This is a genomic window from Acinetobacter sp. YH01008 (genome assembly GCF_013420435.1).
GTDB lineage: Bacteria > Pseudomonadota > Gammaproteobacteria > Pseudomonadales > Moraxellaceae > Acinetobacter > Acinetobacter pseudolwoffii.
Map to the genome: position 1 here is coordinate 1 of NZ_VOYD01000010.1, position 18,145 is coordinate 18,145.

The following is an 18,145-nucleotide window of genomic DNA, read 5'->3' on the forward strand; positions in this document are numbered from 1 at the left end:
TTCTTGACTCAAGCATTAATGCAGTACGATCTTCAAAGTTAAGATGATGGTATGACAATTTTATATACTCCATAAACCCTTTAAATTAATTAGGTGGTTTATGTCGCACTTCAAGTTTTACTCTGCCGCTTCTTTCTGCCTACCACTGGCAACTAGATCGCGGGCTGGAACGGCCAATCGTGCTCAGTTTCGATGCTCAAGGCCGCCTGAGTGCCGTGACGGGCTGTAATGGACTCAGTACAAACTGGTCAGTGAAAGATAATATTATCAGCACCAGCGAAGTCATAGGAACCGAAATGGCCTGCGATACCGCACTGATGCAACAGGAACGCTTTGTCAGCCAGCTTTTACAAAAACGTGCAATTCCTTTTGCGCTCAATACCACGAACCTTGACCAGCCGACCCTAACGCTTTCCGCTGCCGATGGTCAAAAATATGAATTTACCGGGAAAATGACTCCGGAAACCAGATATCAGGGGCAAGCTGAAACAATTTTTCTGGAAATTTCCCCAGATACAAAATCATGTACCGGTGTGGCTCAGCAAAGCTGCTTGCAAGTTAAACAGGTTAAATATGATCAAAACGGTCTGAAGACCCAGGTCGATAAGGACTGGACATTATTCTATGACCAGATTGAAGGTTTTCAGCATTCACCGAATGAACGCCAGATTATTCGGCTAAAACGTTTTGAAATTAAGAACCCTGCGGCAGATCAATCTAAATATGCTTATATTTATGACATGGCAGTCGAGCGCGAAGCCGTGAAAGGTTCATTATAAAATATCTATCCATAAAAAAACCGAGGCTATGGCCTCGGTTTTTTTAAAGCGACACTCAATCAGACTTAGAATACGCCTTGAGCAAGCATTGCATCAGCCACTTTTACGAAGCCTGCAATGTTGGCACCGTCTACATAGTTCACAGTACCGTCTTCTTTGGTACCGAATTTTACGCAGTTACGGTGAATTTCTTTCATGATCGCATGTAAGCGCTCATCAACTTCCTCAAAGGTCCAGCCTAAACGCAATGCATTTTGCGACATTTCCAGACCAGAAGTGGCAACACCACCTGCATTTGATGCTTTACCTGGCGCATAAAGCGTTTTCGCTTCAATGAATTTCTCTACAGCAGCCAAGGTTGAAGGCATGTTTGCACCTTCAGCGACACAGATCACGCCATTTGCGAGAAGCTTTTCAGCATCCTCCGCATCCAGTTCGTTTTGAGTCGCGCATGGCAGTGCGATATCACATGGAATACCCCAAGGACGTTGTCCTTCCAGATATTCAAAACCATGTTTAGAGGCAAATTCTGAAATACGACCCCGTTTTACGTTTTTAAGTTCCATCACTTCAGCAAGCAATGCTTCAGTGAAACCGTCTTTGACGTGAACCGTACCCGCAGAGTCAGAAAGTGAAACCACTTTCGCGCCCAGATACAACGCTTTGTCAGCAGCATATTGCGCAACGTTACCAGAACCTGAAATTGCGACAACTTTGTCTTTGAAGCTTTCGCCACGAGACTTGAGCATTTCCTCAGCGAAATACACAGTACCGTAACCCGTTGCTTCCGGACGCGCCAATGAACCACCGAAGGTTAAACCTTTACCGGTGAATACACATGCAGTGTCGTTACTTAATTTTTTCATCATGCCGGCCATATAGCCCACTTCACGACCGCCCACACCAATATCACCTGCAGGGATATCTGTGTTCGCACCTAGGTGACGATATAGCTCGATCATTAAAGCTTGGCAGAAACGCATGATTTCGCCTTCTGATTTGCCTTTAGGGTCAAAATCAGAACCGCCTTTACCACCACCCATAGGAAGTGTGGTTAAAGCATTTTTAAATGTTTGCTCAAAGCCTAAGAATTTTAGGATTGAAAGATTCACGGAAGGGTGGAAACGCATACCACCTTTAAATGGACCGATCGCTGAGTTGTATTGTACGCGGAACGCACGGTTTACCTGAGTTTGACCTTGGTCATCTACCCAAGAAACTCGGAACTGGATCGCACGTTCTGGCTCAACTAGACGTTCTAGCAAACCATGTGCTGCGTATTGTGGATTCTTTTGAATGAATGGCCACAAACTGGTCATCACTTCTTCGACAGCTTGAAGAAATTCTGGTTGGTGTGCATCACGTGATTTTACGTAATCTAGGAACTCATTAAGTGTGTTGTATTTCAACGCTTAATCCTCAGCAGAAAATGGATCAAAATTGGTCAAATTTACAATCAATGTTAAATTTTGGCGCAAAATATTAAATATCTTTTGTAACTAATCTACAATACTTTTTTTGAAAATACTTTAAAATTAATTTGATAACAAATATTTATATTGATTATGAATATTTTTTCTATGTCAGGAAATGCCAATTGAATCAAGGCTTAGATTCAGATTTATGCTTAATAATAAAGCATAACTTGACCTTTAATTGCGCACGACTTAGGAGTTTAAAAATATGTTAAAATGCATAACTCAACATATTTTGTTTCACTTACTGCAAAGCTCAGCATGAGCAGCTCTGGTTATTCATGAATTCGCCAATTTCTCTGGTCCAATCGATTGATGCTTTACTCCCTCAAACCCAATGTGGACTCTGTGGTCATCGTGACGGATGTTTACCTTATGCCCAGTCGATTGCTGAGGGTGAAAATGCCAATAAATGTGTGCCAGGCGGACAGCCTGTTGCCGATGCTTTGGCTGCATTATTAAATCGTCCTGAACTTGTGGCAGAAGAAAGTGTCTGGCCCATTCAAGCCGACGGTCGCCCGCAGCGCATCAAAGCCGTAATTCGTGAAGATGAATGTATAGGCTGTACCAAATGTATTAGCGCCTGCCCGGTCGATGCGATTATTGGCGCCGGCAAACTGATGCATACAATTCTGACCGATCTGTGTACTGGCTGCGAACTGTGCATTCCACCGTGTCCGGTTGACTGTATCGATCTGGTCGAAGACCCACAGCCTTTGCCGACTGAAGCACAGCGTATTGCTGAGCAGGACGATTTACGTCAGCGCTATTATGCGCATATCCAGCGTGAAGAAAAACGCCGTACTGACCGCAAGGGCCCAGTCGTCCGTGCAGAAATCAATACTGCCCTGTTTGCCCAGTTCTCTGCTTTAAATGAGCAGCTTCCTGTGATTGAAGTTGTGAATAAGCCGGCGAATACTCCGATTACGCTAGATTCTAAAACCACGATTGAACTGGCAAAACTACGCACCCAAATTAAAAAGCTGGAAAAACAGCTTTCGGTTCGTGAAGATGCCAGCAAACGCCTGCAACTGACAGAATTAGCTGAAAAATTACAGACCTTACAGGGATAAGTACATGACCACTGCGAGCACAAAACCTGTAAAAAACATGACCAAAAAACAGATTCAGACCTTTTTTGAACGCCTGCGTGAACAGCGCCCCAATCCGAAAACCGAGCTGAATTATGCCAATCCCTTTGAATTACTGGTCGCCGTGACTCTGTCTGCCCAAGCCACCGATGTCAGCGTGAATAAGGCCACGGACAAACTGTTTCCAGTCGCCAATACACCGGAAACGATTTATGCGCTTGGTGTGGATGGTTTAAAGGAATATATCAAGACTATTGGTTTATATAACTCAAAAGCAGTCAACGTAATTAAAGCCTGTGAGATGCTGATTCAGAAGCACAACAGCGTGGTACCGGATAATCGTGCGGATCTGGAAGCCTTGCCGGGTGTGGGACGCAAAACGGCCAATGTGGTGCTGAATACTGCCTTTGGTCAACCGACCATGGCGGTGGATACACATATTTTCCGGGTTGGTAACCGTACCGGGCTGGCTACAGGTAAAAATGTGCTTGAAGTTGAGCATCGACTGGTCAAAGTGATTCCGAAAGAATTTATCATTGATTCTCATCACTGGCTGATTTTACATGGCCGTTATTGCTGTATTGCCCGTAAACCGAAATGTCATGAATGTGTGGTCGCCGATGTGTGTAACTGGCCTGATCGTTTTGAATTTGGTGCAGCACGCGCAATTGCAGTGAAGAATATCGCTATTTCTGAATAGAATTGCAGAACTAAACTAAGACCGAAAAAAAGGTGATCAATACCTCACCTTTTCTACAATTTTCAGCATACCGCTTTTATTTAAAACTGGACTCAGCTTCCACTGAAGCATGCCGAATTATTTATTCTGATCGTGTTCAGCCTGTTCCTGTTCTTTTTTGCGCTGTTCAAGCTCCGCCTGCAATTTCGGGTGCAACTGGCGTTGTGGATGCTTGGCTGCATTTTCTGCACGTTCTTCCTGACGTACTTTATTCAGTATTTTAAAACTCATATAGAACAGACCCATCAACACTGCCAGAAATATAACCATTAATACCAACACGCCAAATTTCATAGCCATAGCACCTGTTCAAATACGCAATAAAAAAGAGCCCTAATATGACTTAGGGCTCTTCGATTGTCAAAATCATCGTTAGCCGATTATTTTGCTTGATCCAGAATCGCGAAAAGCTCAGTCTGAACCTGATCGATTGGACGCAGACCGTTTAACTTGTTGTAAGTCGGTGCATTTTCACCTGATGCTGCACGGCCTTGGTAGAAGCCCACCAGTTGCTCCGTTTCAGTATGGTAAGAACCTAAACGTTTACGAATTGTCGCTTCCAGATCATCTGGACGCTGAACCAGATCTTCACCCGTTTCGTCATCTTTACCTTCCACTTTTGGCGGGTTGTAAACGATGTGATACACACGGCCAGATGCCGGGTGCTGACGACGGCCAGAAAGACGTTGTACGATCTCTTCATCTGGAACATCGATTTCAATCACGTGATCGATGTTGATACCTTCGTTTTCTAAAGCTTCTGCTTGAGGAATGGTACGCGGGAAACCATCAAAAATACAGCCATTTACACAATCAGGTTGCGCAATACGCTCTTTGACCAGACCAATGATCAACTCATCAGAAACCAAACCGCCATTGTCCATGACACTTTTAGCTTGTAGACCTAATTCAGTTCCTTCACGAATTGCAGCACGGAGCATATCACCGGTTGAAATTTGTGGGATATTGTAGCGCTTACAGATCAACTGAGCTTGTGTACCTTTACCTGCTCCAGGTGGTCCGAGTAAGATAATGCGCATATATAAACATCCTCATTTAAACAATATGTATGACGCCACGACCACAATCGCCCGATTGTGTCCCCCGGCATCTCATTATAAGAAAGCCACAAACAAATGGATTAAACCCGCGACAAAACCGGTTACCCCACCCAATAAAATCAGAATCCATTCATCTTCCTGAAATGCAGGACGTAAAAGATTCTGAAACTCCTTCGGAGTCAACTCGCGTATGCGGTCTCTAAACATTTGATAGATTTTCTGTGCACGGCTCGCATTAAATGCTGGGTCGCATACAGGCACCATCGTAATTTCAATCGAGCGATCGATCAAGTCCGTCTTGAGTTTTGCATACTCTTTTGGCCCTAAAGACAGCTGTAAAGAGGTCCGAACCAGGGGTGTTTCCATAATTTCATTAATATGACGTTTGACAATGCGGCGGGTTTTGTCTTTTTTCCCGCCATACATCATCTCGGTCATGATCGATTTTAACGTAATCAGATCTTCTGTGACTACACTTGCGAAAACATCAGAGACTTCATCCTGACGTTTCATAAATGCGCCTTGTATGTTATAGGTGCCAATACGCGGAATGACAGGTTTAATCCATGGAAACTTGCGACTTGTGGTACGGCTAAAGAATTGCGGGTACTTTACCGGGTGCGGATAGAGCGGGTTGAATACCATCCAGATTGCAATCCAGTTGGTCAAAAAGCCCCAGATGGCAGCCCAGAACGGGACAGTCCAGTGCCACGGCACCACGAACCAGACAATCATCTGGAAAATACCAAAGAACATGCCGATGAGTGCACTGATATGCCAAATAAAATTGATTTCTTTTTGGCCCACTTTCAGGAACATGCGCACCATTAACCGACGGTCACCTTCCATCTGGCTGACCACCATTTCACGCATATCGACAAGTGACTCGACGTTCATGGTCAGCTCGGTCACCAATTCACGCAAAATTGCCGGCATTTGTTTTTGTGCCTGTGCATAAATTCTGCGTTTGATGGCAAAAGGCAGGTTTTCCCAAAGGACTGCATTACGATCCATCATCACTTCATCAATCAGATGTTCAAGTTCGAAACCGACCTGTTCACCAATGATCCGTGCCATATCATCTGGATCCATCGCCTCTAAAAACTCGCGGATGGAACCTAGTTTAGACAAAGTGTTATCGGTAATAATGCCTGAAATACGGCCAGCTTTGCGTGGCACGATCCCCTGCCAGCCGACAGGTACAGGACCGAGATGGACACCCCAAAAATTGATCGGATAAAACACCATTTTCAGTGCCATCCAGACGTGAGCCCATGTTACAAATGCGGTCACCGGAATAATGCTGAGCACGGCCCAAAAATCCGGGCGATTCACAAAGGTTTGCCACAATTCGTTGACGTACTCAAGCATGCATAAGTTCCATATTTAATTTTTTGTTCACAGAATACACATATTTATAAGGTCAAATATTTTGTCTATAAACCGATACTTAAAGTATAGGAAAATTGTAGTCGCGGTTCAGTTTCGGCCACCACACGACCATTTCGATCTTCAAATTTCTCTCCGGCACCAATGCCGACACTAAAACTGCTGATTCGCTCTGAACTCAACAAAACATAGGCCAAATCAATTCCAGCACCTAAGCGAGCCTTGTATTCATTGTCGACGCGTTTGCTTTCAATATGACCCGCATAGCCTCCGACATAATACCCATTTTTATCCTTGCCGGTCAGATGCGCAGGATAACGAAAGCCTACTTGCCCCCCTATCGTTCGATCATCATCCAGAAAAACCCCACCTTTCACATAAGCAATCCCATAAGGATTAACCCATTCAGTATTTAAATGTACCAGCTTCCGGGTAAAACCAGCCCCAACATGAAAGGCTTTTGCCTGAGTAGCTTCTACTTTATCTGCAGTATTATTGATTTGATCATGTGCATAGGCCCCGTTCGCCCACAATGCAAACGCCAACAAAGGGTAAACCTTGTTCATTCCTTCACCATCTTCCTTAATTATAGTTTTTGGTATAGTCCTATTTTTATTCGATTTTACTGTATCAGAATTATCACAACTCTTATATACAGCACTTTACAATTTTCATGTCTGCAAAGTCAAAGCTTAAAGGAACTGATCGTAATGGCAGTTTTTCATTATCAAATCAAGTCCAGTTGCGTTAGAATATTCCACTTTGATTCTTTCCTCCTTTCCTCAGGTCTCAAGTCGATCGCGTATGAAGCAGCACTTTCCTTTAAAAAATGCACAACAAGAAAAGCGCATCTATCGTAGTCGAGTATGGATTTCTGTTGGAATAGTCATCTTTTTTATGCTGCTGCTGGTTAGCCGCTATGCCTATTTACAACTCTTTAATTTCGAGACCTTCAGTACCGCTTCTGACCAAAACCGGATTCGTCTGCAACCTCTGCCTCCAGCGCGCGGTTATATTTATGACCGTAACGGCGTATTGCTGGCCGATAACTACCCGGTTTTTACCGCAACTTTAAGCCGCGCCGATGTGCAGGATATTGACCAGACTTTGGAACGTCTGAAGCCTATTCTGGAGCTGACTGAAGAAGATATTGAACGCTTCCAAAGCCGGATCAAAACAGCACGTAGAACCGAACGGGTTTCGATCAAGCTCAACCTGAATGAAAATGATATTGCCCGTTTTAGCGAGGTCAAATATCAGTTTCCGGGCGTGAATATTGAAACCCAGATGACCCGCTATTATCCGCATGGCGACCTGTTTGCCCATGTGATTGGTTATGTGGGCCGGATTAATGACAAAGAACTCAAAGCCATTGACAAGGATCTGTATGCCGGGACCAACCTGATCGGGAAAATTGGGGTAGAAAAATCCTATGAAGAACTTCTGCATGGGGTGCCAGGAAATGAATCGGTAGAAGCGGATGCTTTTGGTAATGTGCTACGGCATTTGGGCCGTAAGGATCCGGTGCGCGGTAATGATCTGTTCTTGTCACTGGATTATGGTTTGCAGGTGGTGGCTTCAGAGCAACTGGCTGGACGCCGTGGTGCGATTGTGGCGATGAATCCGAAAACTGGGGAAATTCTGGCGCTGGTTTCCAGCCCAAGTTTCAATCCAAATCTGTTTGTGACCGGTATCAGTCATAAAGATTATAGTGATCTGCGTGATAATCTGGATCAACCTTTATACAACCGCGCCGTGCAAGGGGTTTATCCTCCTGGTTCAACCATTAAACCGATGTTTGCATTGGGCGGCCTGCATTATGGTCTGGTGGACTGGGATACCACTATTTCTGATCCGGGCTATTTCAGTCTGCCGGGCGATAGTCACCGCTTCCGTGACCATAAAAAATCCGGGCATGGCGCAGTCAACATGCACAAAGCTCAGGTCGTTTCTTGTGATACTTATTTCTATGTCATGTCCTACCGCATGGGCATTGAGAAAATGAACACCTGGATGCGTCAGTTTGGTTTTGGTGAAAAAACCGGCGTGGATTTACCAAGTGAAAGCTCAGGACTGTACCCGAACCCGGAATGGAAGATGCGTACCCGTAACGCCAAATGGTTACGAGGTGAAACTATTTCGGTGAGTATCGGTCAGGGGGCTTTCACTTCAACGCCGTTACAACTGGCCATGGCAACGGCCATTACCGCCAACCATGGCAATAAAGTCATTCCGCATGTGTTACGTGAAAGTCGCGGTGCCAAAGCGTTCAAGGTACATAATGGTACCCACGGCAAGATCGATTTTAATGGTCAGGAAGAAGACTGGATCAAGATGCGTGATGCCATGGTCGACGTGATTCAATCTGGTACAGGCCGAGGCATCAAAAGTGGCTTACAATATTCCATTGCAGGTAAAACCGGTACAGCTCAGGTGAAGAGCATTGCTCAAGGCAAGCGTTATAATGAATCCTTATTGACCGACCGTCAGCTGGATCATGGCCTGTTTGTCGGTTTTGCACCTGCTGAAAATCCTGAAATTGCGATTGCGGTCATTCTGGAAAATGGTCGTGGCGGTAGTGCAGCCACTGTGCTGGCTCGTCCGATTTTTGATTATTGGTTGCTGCATAAAGATAAGAAGCCGGTACGCCCGCAAGGTCATCAGCTCAGTGGTGGTCTGATGACAGCCGGAATCAAGCCTGCTGAATTGCCAAGTGGTGCAGGCATGTTGAGTCAAGATGCAGCAACTGTAGCTCCAGCCAATATTCAGCCACCAGATCCTGCCACCAATCCATCTGCAAATGCAGCTGCTCCAGCTGTAGCACCTCCTGCTCCCACACCGGTAGAACGAGACTAAAATGAAAAACCAACTTCGAATTATTGGGGGTGACTGGAAACGTCGTCAACTACCTTTTGCCAGTATTGAGGGTTTACGCCCGACGCCTGATCGAGTACGCGAAACCCTGTTTAACTGGCTTATGTGGGACGTACAAAATGCACAGGTTTTGGACATTTGTGCAGGATCTGGTGCCTTGGCTTTTGAAGCCTTATCGCGTGGTGCGGCCTCAGTCGTCATGATTGAACCAGATCGTACTCAGGCACAATTCCTGACCCAGAATCTTGAACTATTACAAGTCACCAAAGCACGCGCCCAATTGAAAATAGCAACGGCGCAGCAAGCGTTAACCAGCCTGCAAACACAATTTGATCTGGTTTTTCTCGATCCACCGTATAGCCTGAACTTATGGGAAGAGCTGGCATTACAGGCGGATCATCTGGTGAAAAATAATGCTTATATTTATGTGGAAGCAGACCGTGATCTACAGTTGCTTAAATTACCAGCGTCATGGCGACTCATTAAAAATACCAAAGCCGGCACAGTGCGTGCAGGGCTTTATCAAAAAAGTGTTTCTTAAATAAAGTTACAATTAAGACCCATTAAAAAAGGATTCCGCGGTGGAATCCTTTTTTGTCAATAATAGTCAAACTGAAAGACGCGAGAAGTATTTTAGTCACGATCACGGCGCCAATCACGGTTGTCACCTCTGTCACGCTTCCAATCCCGATGATCTCTATGCTCCCGATTTTTCCAGTCACGATCCTTGTGGTCTCGATCATAATGTCCGTTGCGATCCCGGTGATCACGAGAACCATCATCCCATGGATCAACCACACAACCAGTTAATGACACTGCCAATACAGAAAGTAAAATCGCTTTTTTAATCATGTCCCTAATCTCTTTACTGCACCCTATCAGTATCAGGCGAGCTCATGGAGACTAAACGAACTCATTGTTGCTCTGTTGTAGTGATTTATGCATTTTTTATGCAGGAATAAAAAACTCATTCCTTATTTTCGTTTTAATATTTTACGCACATTTGAACTTTAGTTTGCATAAATACAGCTAACTAAAAGCTTGGCTTTTGCCCTGATCTTTAGAATACTGCTGCCTTTCCTTCTGACCTAACCTTTATGACCTGGCTGTTATTTATTCTTGGTGCAATGGTCGCTGGTTTCGTACAGGGGCTGACCGGTTTTGCCTTTGCCCTGATTGCCATGTCATTCTGGGTCTGGGTATTGGCTCCGCAACTGGCAGCGCCCTTGCTGGTATTTGCTTCCATCTGGAGTCATTTAATTTCACTGACGCAGGAACAGAAACCACCCATATTATCTAAACAGTGGCTACTGCCTTATTTAGTGGGGGGTCTGATTGGCGTACCGCTCGGCACTTACCTGCTGCACATCATCCAAGCTGATACATTTAAACTGGTTTTGGGCATTTTTCTGGTGCTCTGGTCTCCGCTGATGCTGCTCAATCCACACATCAAAACCATTCAGCGCTCGGGAAAGATAGCCGACAGTAGTATCGGATTGATGGGTGGAATATTAGGCGGACTTGGTGGTTTTTGTGGAGCCGTCCCTTCAGCATGGGTGATGTTGAAGCAACTCCCGAAAGCCCAGCAACGCTATATCTTGAGGCATTTTAATTTTGCAGTTCAGGTCTTCGCACTCGGTACCTATCTATGGCAAGGTATGATCGATCAAAGTCATTTACCCTATATGGCAGTGTTAATAGTTTTTGTCAGTATTCCGGCCATTTTAGGGGCAAAACTCTTTTATAAAATTTCTGAACTGCTGTTTAAACGTATTATTTTGAGTTTGCTGTTCAGCGCCGGCTGTTTTCTTATAGCGTCCCAATTCATTTAAGCCCAATCTCATGCAGAGTTGATTTACTTTGCCCCAAGCTTGAATCCGCTGACATAACTGCTATGTTAGGGCCAATATTTCGTAATATAGATCATCATTATGCAGATTCGTGATCAGATTGTTCTCGTTACCGGCGGAGCACGTGGCTTGGGTTTGGCGATTACTCAAGCCCTATTGGCAGAAGGTGCTCGCGTCGTCGTCAATTATCATAGCAGTCAGCAAACCGCCGAACAGCTTGTGCAGCAGTATCCCGAGCAGGTCTTTATTTATCAGGCCGATGTCACTCAGGCTGATCAGGTACGGACTTTATTTGCTGCGGCAAAAAACCATTTCGGGGAAGCGATTCATGCGGTCGTCAATAATGCGCTGATTCAGTTTGAATTTAATGGGGATGATCGTCCTAAGGTTGAAGATTTAACTTGGGAGACCATGTCACGTCAATTCAGTGGTGCAGTACAGGCTGCCCTCAATACCACGCAAGCCGCACTAGATGATATGAAGCACACGGGTTTTGGCCGGATCATCAATATCGGCACAAACTTAGTGCAAAATCCGGTGGTTCCTTATCATGACTATACCGCAGCAAAAGCGGCTTTATTGGCCTTTACCCGCACTACGGCGCAGGATTTGGGACAATATGGTATTAATGTCAATATGCTCTCTGGCGGCCTTTTACAAACCACAGATGCCAGTAAAGCCACACCAGACTTTGTTTTTGATCTAATTGCTCAATCAACTCCTTTACGCCGCGTGATTACACCAGAAGAGTTTGCTGCTGCAATCCTGATGTTTTTATCGCCTTATTCACGTGCCGTGACCGGACAAAACCTGATTGTGGATGGCGGCTTGGTTAAAGGTTAACTGACCAGAGAATAGACCGGGATTTTTAGATTCTATTGTTCTATTTTTTGACCATCTGGTAGATTAAAAAGGTTTTGTGACCGGGTTTTACTTCTACAATACGGTGTTCCCATAAAACCTTTTGTCTATTTTCTATGAAATTTATCACGACATTGCTCAGTACCTTATTGCTGGCAGGTTGTATGTCTAGCGATCTGAAAAAATCGGAACAGCTGCTGCAAAATTTCCAGTGCTCCCAGATCGAGATGTCACAGATGTCGCATACCAGTATGACCGATTATTATCAGCATTCGCTCTATAGCACAAAATCCAAGGCCGAAGCGTATATCGAGCATTATCACCAAGGTGAAAAGTTATTTGATATTCCCTTATCGGAAGTTGTGCAACAGCAATATGAGCTGTATAAAAGTGCCTGTCAAAGCCTCGGTGGAATTTTACCCGCTTCTGAAAACTAAGTAGTATTTGTCTGATATTCTTAATTCTTAGGCAATAAAAAAGCAGGGAAAATACCCTGCTCTTTTTACAACGCAATTTTAATTCTGATAATAACGCTGATCGACACTGAAACATTCAGGGAATTTTGGCTGAATATCTGCATAAAATGCCATGATTTCCGCCATATCTTTTTCATAATCCCCTGTCGGATAAACAATTTTACCTACGCCAGTTTTTTTCTTGGCATAGTCCATATAAGCCAAAGCAATCGGCACACCCGCATTGATCGCAACATGATAAAAACCGGTTTTCCACTGTTCCTGTTTGGCACGCGTTGCTTCTGGTGTGACCAGCATGACCAGTTTGGGATGGGTCTTAAATAAATCCGTCATCAGCTGAACCATGCTCGGACGAGGCTCACCCGGCTGTTTAGGACGGCGATCAATCCCGATACCGCCCATAGCACGCACAAAAGGCCCAAATGGCAATTTCATGTAACTGTCTTTAATGGTTAAGCGAACATTTACGCCCAATGCTTTTAAGGCCAGTCGCGCATACAGTGCATCCCAATTACTGGTATGAGGAGCAGCAATCATGACACATTGGTCTAAATCTAGGGGCCAATGGTTATCAATTTCCCAACCCATCAGGTTCAGGCTTTGTTCTGCTAACTTCTCAAACACCTTATGCACCAGTTCTATTCAAATCTGCGCAGATTCTAGCAATCTAAGCAAATATAGATAGTGCAAATTGCACAACAAATAACCAATTAATCTATATTTGTATAATTAGATTTTTCAAATAAAAAATGAATTAAACACTTATTAAACACTTATACATTTCAACTTAATTTACCCATCAAGCTGCTCTCAGATTTGACTCTCTCGCTCCATCAACGATGATTGTGAAATAAATTCAAGAATTTATTCACTAAAATGCTCCTAACCTCCTCATTTTGGGATATGGCAAAACATCACGTCTTTTTATACTTCCCTGACATTATAATTTCAGCAAGATTCTGATGAAAAAGACTTTAATTTGTCTTGCTTTAACGGGGTTAATCACGGCATGTGGCGGTTCAGACAATGATTAAGCCATATGAAAATATTCTTCGACAGCACTCAATTAAAAATTTCGGAAGCCTAAAATCCAGATGAAAGTGCAATTTTTACGAAAATTACCCCTCATAATTCGGGAATTATAGGTGCCTGGAGCTCAGGTTCGGGTAAACAATTATTCGTTTTCAAGGCAAATCATACATATACGCTAGTTGATGCTATCGGGCATGATCAAGTCGAAAGTGGAGACACATCTTGTAGTGGAGCGGGAATCGAATATGGTAACTACCAGATCCGAGATAGTAAATTATTTGTAGATTGTTCAGATCATTGATACCAACGGTTGTGCAGGTCTTTCCGAGACTCATGCACATTTAGGTTTGTCAGGTACAATTGATGCTATTATCCTCACATTGACGGGAAGTGGCGAAGGTAGTTTTACACTCTCTCGACTCAACTAAAATAAAATCAACTCAGATAATCCCATCAGAAGATGGCGTTATTTTAATCAATATGTTCAAATTGAATGGTACAACCCATCAATAAATGCATCAGTTCGATTTGCGAACAACATTGGGTTTTTTCATAAATATTTTTAAAATACGTCCGTACCGAACTCAACGTAATGCCACACTGTTCTGCAATATCTTCCAGCTTATAGCCATTAATTAACAATTCACATAAATCAAACTCTCGCTTTGACAGATGGTAGCACTGCTGTAGATAAGCTCTGGACAGTGAGTAATGCTGGTTCTTGTCGGTCATAAATAATGCAATCTGGTGCTGATCCGCTTGTAAAAGCTGCATATTTCTTAATTTTTTAAACGGCACGATTGTGAGCATTAATTGAGACCCCGTACTATCACTCAGTGCCAAGACTCCACCGACCTCAGCCTGAACCGTTGTAGCATCCAGTAAAGCACTTTCTAACAACTGATCAAGACGTGCCTGCTGAGAAGGATGGATTTTTAGATGATTATGTCTATCCAGATCCAGACATGAACTTTGCTGAATCATCTGCTGTGCAACAGGATTGGAATAGCTTAAACACAAGTTTTGATCAAGCAGCACAATCCCTGTTTTTAAACCCTCCAATAGCGTATACAAGTTTAAATTATCTTGTTGAATCAAGCTGATTTGTCGGTGAATTTGTAAAGCCCGGCGTAAATGAATACTGATTCGTCGGAGAAAATCCAGCTCTGCCTGTTCAAAAGGCTGCACCTCAGGCGCACGATGGATACCGAGTACGGCCCAGCGATAATGACCTTGATCGAGCAACACGCCTGCCAGATAGCAGACACCTGTTGGCTTTAAACATTTTTCATAAAATACATAATGATCCGTACCGGGCCGCTCTGCATAATGCTGACAATTCTGATTTAGCGCATCCCCCATCTCAATATCATTCCATAAGGGCATATGAAGTTTCATATCAATCACTCTGATACGTTCATCCTGATAGGCAGCCAAACTTTCATTCGGGATATTATACGTGTGAACAAAATCATAGCCTGGATTAAGCTGATCCAGACCGGTAAAGATTGCACTCTTACTTTTAGTGTAGCTCACGATATCTTCGATCACCTCCAGCCACAAAGCTGGCAATAATGCAGCATCATAAATTTTTGCAATAAGATTATTTTCTTGTTCTAATTTCATTGCTGCCTCATTTTTTATAGTTCTTTCTTAATCATAGCGCCAAGCAGCCCTTGGTGAAACGACATAAAATACCTTTAATATTTTATGAAAATCCCTGAAGTCTATTGATTGATGAATAACTTTGATCTGATTCACCTAATGAATCAAACTTTAACAAGATTGCTCTATTTATCTATATAGACTGCTTTTAATGTAATTAGCTAACAAATAAATCCATAGGATCAAAACAATGAAGAAATTTATATTCACTGCTGCGATGGTAGTCGCTATTTCATCAACGTTGACAGCATGTTCAAAACAGAATGACAATGAGCCAATGAATCATAATGCACCATCCAGCCCAGCGATGACGGAGCAAAATAACTCCGGTACCAATCTGACTCGGGCTGATAGCGCAGAGACCTCATTAGATTGGGCAGGTGAATATGAAGGTGTATTTCCTTGTGCCGACTGTGAAGGCATTAAAGTCGAGTTACAGCTTAATTCAGATAAGACTTATGAACTGAGTGAAGAATATTTAGGAAAAGCTAATAATAATGAATTTGAACTCAAAGGCAGTTTTAGTTTTGATCCTCAGGATCCGTCACTCATCACATTAGATAACAAAGCTGAAAACCGTAAATTCTTTGTTAGCGAAAATTTTATCGAAGCACGTGATGTTGAATCAGGTAAAAAAATTGAGAGTAATTTAAATTACAAATTAGTTAAAAAGTCTTCATCATAATTTTGTAAAGACATAAAAAACCCCCGCATATTGCGGGGATTTTTTTATAGCTCAGTATAAGGAGTAATTACTTACCGCCAAATACGTATGATACACCTACACGGCCACCAACTTCGTTACCGCCAGCGAAACCAAGAGCAGCACTTACAGAAGTACGGCCATCAGCAAACACGCTTGCAACACCTAGAGCACCAGCAGACTCACCTTCATAGTGACCTACACCGCCAAATACAGCGAATTGACCAGCACCGATGTTAGGAATTTGTTGTTGAGCAGCTAATGCAATTGCCACACCACGGTAAGCAGTTTTTTCTACGTCATCAATACGAGAGTTCAACTGATTTACACGGCTATTTAATTGACCAGCTGTTGTATTGAATTGAGTAGTTAAACGTTGATCAACTTCAGCAACTTTAGCATCAACAGCTTTAGAAGTTTCTTCTAAGTAGCCTTTCACAGAAGTTTTTGAACCAGTAGCAGCGTCAACAAAAGCGATGTCACCAGTGGTTTCAATACCAGCTGCAGTTACTGTAGTTTGCGCTGTAACTTTACCATCTGTAGTATTTGTAGCTTGTAAACCGTAAGTTTTATTACCTGCTTCATCTACTGGAATAATGCCAATTTTTACATCCTTAGTTGATGTAGATACTGGAGCATTAGAAGTTACTGTATATTTATTACCACTTGTATCATTTGCAACTAATGGGTCTGTACTAGAAATTTTGATTTCACCAGCATTTGGGGCTTTAGAAACAGACTCACCATAGGTAACGTTTAGATTTGATACTAAACCAGTATTTACTGTAGTAGTACGATCGCCACCAGTTGTTTCATCAGCTGTACCTTTACCTACTTTAGTTAAGTTAGCATCACTAGTATCGCCAGTGTAAGCAGTCAAAGTATTATCAGTTGCTTTGAAATATTTACCATTAAATTCAACTACACGATTACCATCTTTATCATCGTAAGCATTTAGTACTGCTGTTGGTGCAGTTGTAGTAGTGCCTGTAACTGAAGTTGTAGTTACTGTACCTTTCTCAAGATCAACCACTCCACCTTTCGCCACATCCAAGACAGCTAAACCATTGCCTGTAACACCAGCTACAGCAGTATTGGCATCAGCTTCAGTTTTAATTGTTGCAAGAGTACCTTGAACATTTTTTCCAGCTAAAGTGAAATCGTATTTAGCTTTACCAGCTGTATCACGATCTTCTTCAGTAATGTTACCAATTTGAACATCTTTTTTAACTGAAACTACATCAGTTGCAGTAGTTGCTGGTGATGTTTCACCTGTAAAAGTGATTTTCTCATCAACTAGACCATTATTACCATGCCAGTCAGTATTTACTAACTGACCGTCAAGAGTATAAGTTCCGGCTGTTGTTGTTGTGGTGGTGGCGGTTGATCCACCAAAAGACCAATAATTATTTTGGTCTACATTACCATCAAAGCTTAAACCACCTGTTGTAGTACCACCTGTTGTAGATGGAGTTGATTCTGTAATTTGGACTTGACCAGCAGACACTACGATTGTGTAATCTTTTGTTTCACCTGTAAATGCTGTTAGCTTATTGCCTTCAAGCTTATACCAACCATTTTGAACAACCCCATTGCTGTCATTAGCATCTTCTACTTTAACAAGAACATCACCTTCAGCATTTGCGTATTTTACTACATCTGCTTGGTTCACTGCTGCTAGCGCACCAAAACTTACTGCTGCTAATGCAGCTGCCAATAAAGTCTTTTGAAATTTCATATAAATTTCCTTCAATTTTTATAAAAAGACTGGTCTACCCTAGGATTGATGTAAACCAGCAAAACTGAGTTGAATGTCTGGTTGTTCTGGAGACTGCCATCCACTACCTGCCGCTGCTAGAGCGGACCTGAGGCAATAATATACAAAACGAAACAAAGATATCAATCAATATTTGATTTATTTTTAAATTTAAAATTGATTTTGAGGGTGAAAATAATATGAAATTAACTTAAGATTTTGTTTTAAATAGCAATTTAAGAAATAAAAAATGATAAAGTAACCTTGATTAATTCACAGATTGATTGACTAATATTTTTATTTAGTTGAATTCAATCTAAAGTGTAGAAATAAATAAAAATTACAAATAATTACAACAAGATAGGCTGAAGAACTTTGTTACAATTGAAATATG

17 protein-coding genes and 1 pseudogene are annotated in these 18,145 nt (G+C 42.7%); 9 read left to right on the plus strand and 9 right to left on the minus strand.

The annotated features are described in order from the left end of the window. Positions 1-128: 128 nt before the first annotated feature. A pseudogene (locus tag FTT75_RS07510) lies at positions 129-779 on the plus strand (DUF4377 domain-containing protein); the annotation flags it as partial. Between the two features lie 65 nt (positions 780-844). Here the strand turns inward: FTT75_RS07510 and gdhA are convergent. Further along, positions 845-2,188 (minus strand): NADP-specific glutamate dehydrogenase, encoded by a 1,344-nt coding sequence (gdhA, locus tag FTT75_RS07515; protein ID WP_074383062.1) that lies wholly within the window; start codon positions 2,186-2,188, stop codon positions 845-847. Positions 2,189-2,535: 347 nt separating this feature from the next. Between gdhA and FTT75_RS07520 the strand changes: the two genes are divergently transcribed. After that, positions 2,536-3,327 (plus strand): RnfABCDGE type electron transport complex subunit B, encoded by a 792-nt coding sequence (locus tag FTT75_RS07520; protein WP_100328793.1) that lies wholly within the window; start codon positions 2,536-2,538, stop codon positions 3,325-3,327. Between the two features lie 4 nt (positions 3,328-3,331). Continuing rightward, complete coding sequence (gene nth, locus FTT75_RS07525) at positions 3,332-4,045, plus strand: endonuclease III (RefSeq protein ID WP_100328794.1); 714 nt, start codon at positions 3,332-3,334, stop codon at positions 4,043-4,045. Between the two features lie 117 nt (positions 4,046-4,162). Here nth and FTT75_RS07530 read toward each other — a convergent pair whose 3' ends face one another. From FTT75_RS07530 to FTT75_RS07545, 4 genes are all read right to left on the minus strand, one after another. Beyond that, positions 4,163-4,378 (minus strand): DUF3149 domain-containing protein, encoded by a 216-nt coding sequence (locus tag FTT75_RS07530; RefSeq protein ID WP_005096331.1) that lies wholly within the window; start codon positions 4,376-4,378, stop codon positions 4,163-4,165. An 86-nt stretch (positions 4,379-4,464) separates the two neighbouring features. Beyond that, complete coding sequence (gene adk / locus FTT75_RS07535; RefSeq protein WP_005096329.1) at positions 4,465-5,124, minus strand: adenylate kinase; 660 nt, start codon at positions 5,122-5,124, stop codon at positions 4,465-4,467. Between the two features lie 75 nt (positions 5,125-5,199). Further along, entirely contained in the window at positions 5,200-6,516 is a 1,317-nt protein-coding gene (locus FTT75_RS07540; protein WP_005096327.1) for a hypothetical protein, read from the minus strand. Between the two features lie 65 nt (positions 6,517-6,581). Next, entirely contained in the window at positions 6,582-7,100 is a 519-nt protein-coding gene (locus tag FTT75_RS07545; protein ID WP_180039487.1) for a hypothetical protein, read from the minus strand. A gap of 238 nt (positions 7,101-7,338) precedes the next feature. Between FTT75_RS07545 and mrdA the strand changes: the two genes are divergently transcribed. Beyond that, a complete protein-coding gene (gene mrdA, locus FTT75_RS07550; protein WP_074383064.1) occupies positions 7,339-9,390 on the plus strand; it encodes a penicillin-binding protein 2 in 2,052 nt (683 codons plus the stop codon). A gap of 1 nt (position 9,391) precedes the next feature. Further along, positions 9,392-9,949: a 16S rRNA (guanine(966)-N(2))-methyltransferase RsmD gene (rsmD, locus tag FTT75_RS07555; protein ID WP_005096323.1), complete on the plus strand. Its 558-nt coding sequence runs from the start codon at positions 9,392-9,394 to the stop codon at positions 9,947-9,949. A 92-nt stretch (positions 9,950-10,041) separates the two neighbouring features. On the opposite strand, the gene FTT75_RS07560 is transcribed toward rsmD, so the two are convergent. After that, positions 10,042-10,260, minus strand: a complete 219-nt coding sequence (locus FTT75_RS07560) for a hypothetical protein (RefSeq protein ID WP_005171910.1) — start codon at positions 10,258-10,260, stop codon at positions 10,042-10,044. A 245-nt stretch (positions 10,261-10,505) separates the two neighbouring features. Between FTT75_RS07560 and FTT75_RS07565 the strand changes: the two genes are divergently transcribed. From FTT75_RS07565 to FTT75_RS07575, 3 genes are all read left to right on the plus strand, one after another. Then, positions 10,506-11,240, plus strand: a complete 735-nt coding sequence (locus FTT75_RS07565) for a sulfite exporter TauE/SafE family protein (RefSeq protein WP_180186189.1) — start codon at positions 10,506-10,508, stop codon at positions 11,238-11,240. Positions 11,241-11,339: 99 nt separating this feature from the next. Further along, the gene (locus FTT75_RS07570; RefSeq protein WP_180050718.1) at positions 11,340-12,101 is read left to right on the plus strand and encodes a 3-oxoacyl-ACP reductase; all 762 of its coding nucleotides are present in this window, start codon (positions 11,340-11,342) and stop codon (positions 12,099-12,101) included. Between the two features lie 134 nt (positions 12,102-12,235). Further along, a complete protein-coding gene (locus FTT75_RS07575) occupies positions 12,236-12,556 on the plus strand; it encodes a hypothetical protein (protein ID WP_005096317.1) in 321 nt (106 codons plus the stop codon). 78 nt (positions 12,557-12,634) lie between these two features. Here FTT75_RS07575 and FTT75_RS07580 read toward each other — a convergent pair whose 3' ends face one another. Together FTT75_RS07580 and FTT75_RS07585 are read right to left on the minus strand one after the other, a co-directional pair. Next, positions 12,635-13,183 carry a 1-acyl-sn-glycerol-3-phosphate acyltransferase gene (locus FTT75_RS07580; RefSeq protein ID WP_171255736.1) on the minus strand — a complete coding sequence of 183 codons (549 nt, stop codon included), beginning with the start codon at positions 13,181-13,183 and terminating at the stop codon, positions 12,635-12,637. A 915-nt stretch (positions 13,184-14,098) separates the two neighbouring features. Next, positions 14,099-15,253: a LuxR C-terminal-related transcriptional regulator gene (locus FTT75_RS07585; protein ID WP_180186190.1), complete on the minus strand. Its 1,155-nt coding sequence runs from the start codon at positions 15,251-15,253 to the stop codon at positions 14,099-14,101. Between the two features lie 229 nt (positions 15,254-15,482). Here FTT75_RS07585 and FTT75_RS07590 point away from each other — a divergent pair, with 229 nt between their 5' ends. Then, positions 15,483-15,977, plus strand: a complete 495-nt coding sequence (locus FTT75_RS07590) for a copper resistance protein NlpE (RefSeq protein ID WP_180186191.1) — start codon at positions 15,483-15,485, stop codon at positions 15,975-15,977. A 67-nt stretch (positions 15,978-16,044) separates the two neighbouring features. Here the strand turns inward: FTT75_RS07590 and FTT75_RS07595 are convergent, their stop codons facing one another. Continuing rightward, complete coding sequence (locus FTT75_RS07595; protein ID WP_180186192.1) at positions 16,045-17,733, minus strand: YadA C-terminal domain-containing protein; 1,689 nt, start codon at positions 17,731-17,733, stop codon at positions 16,045-16,047. Positions 17,734-18,145: the final 412 nt, after the last annotated feature.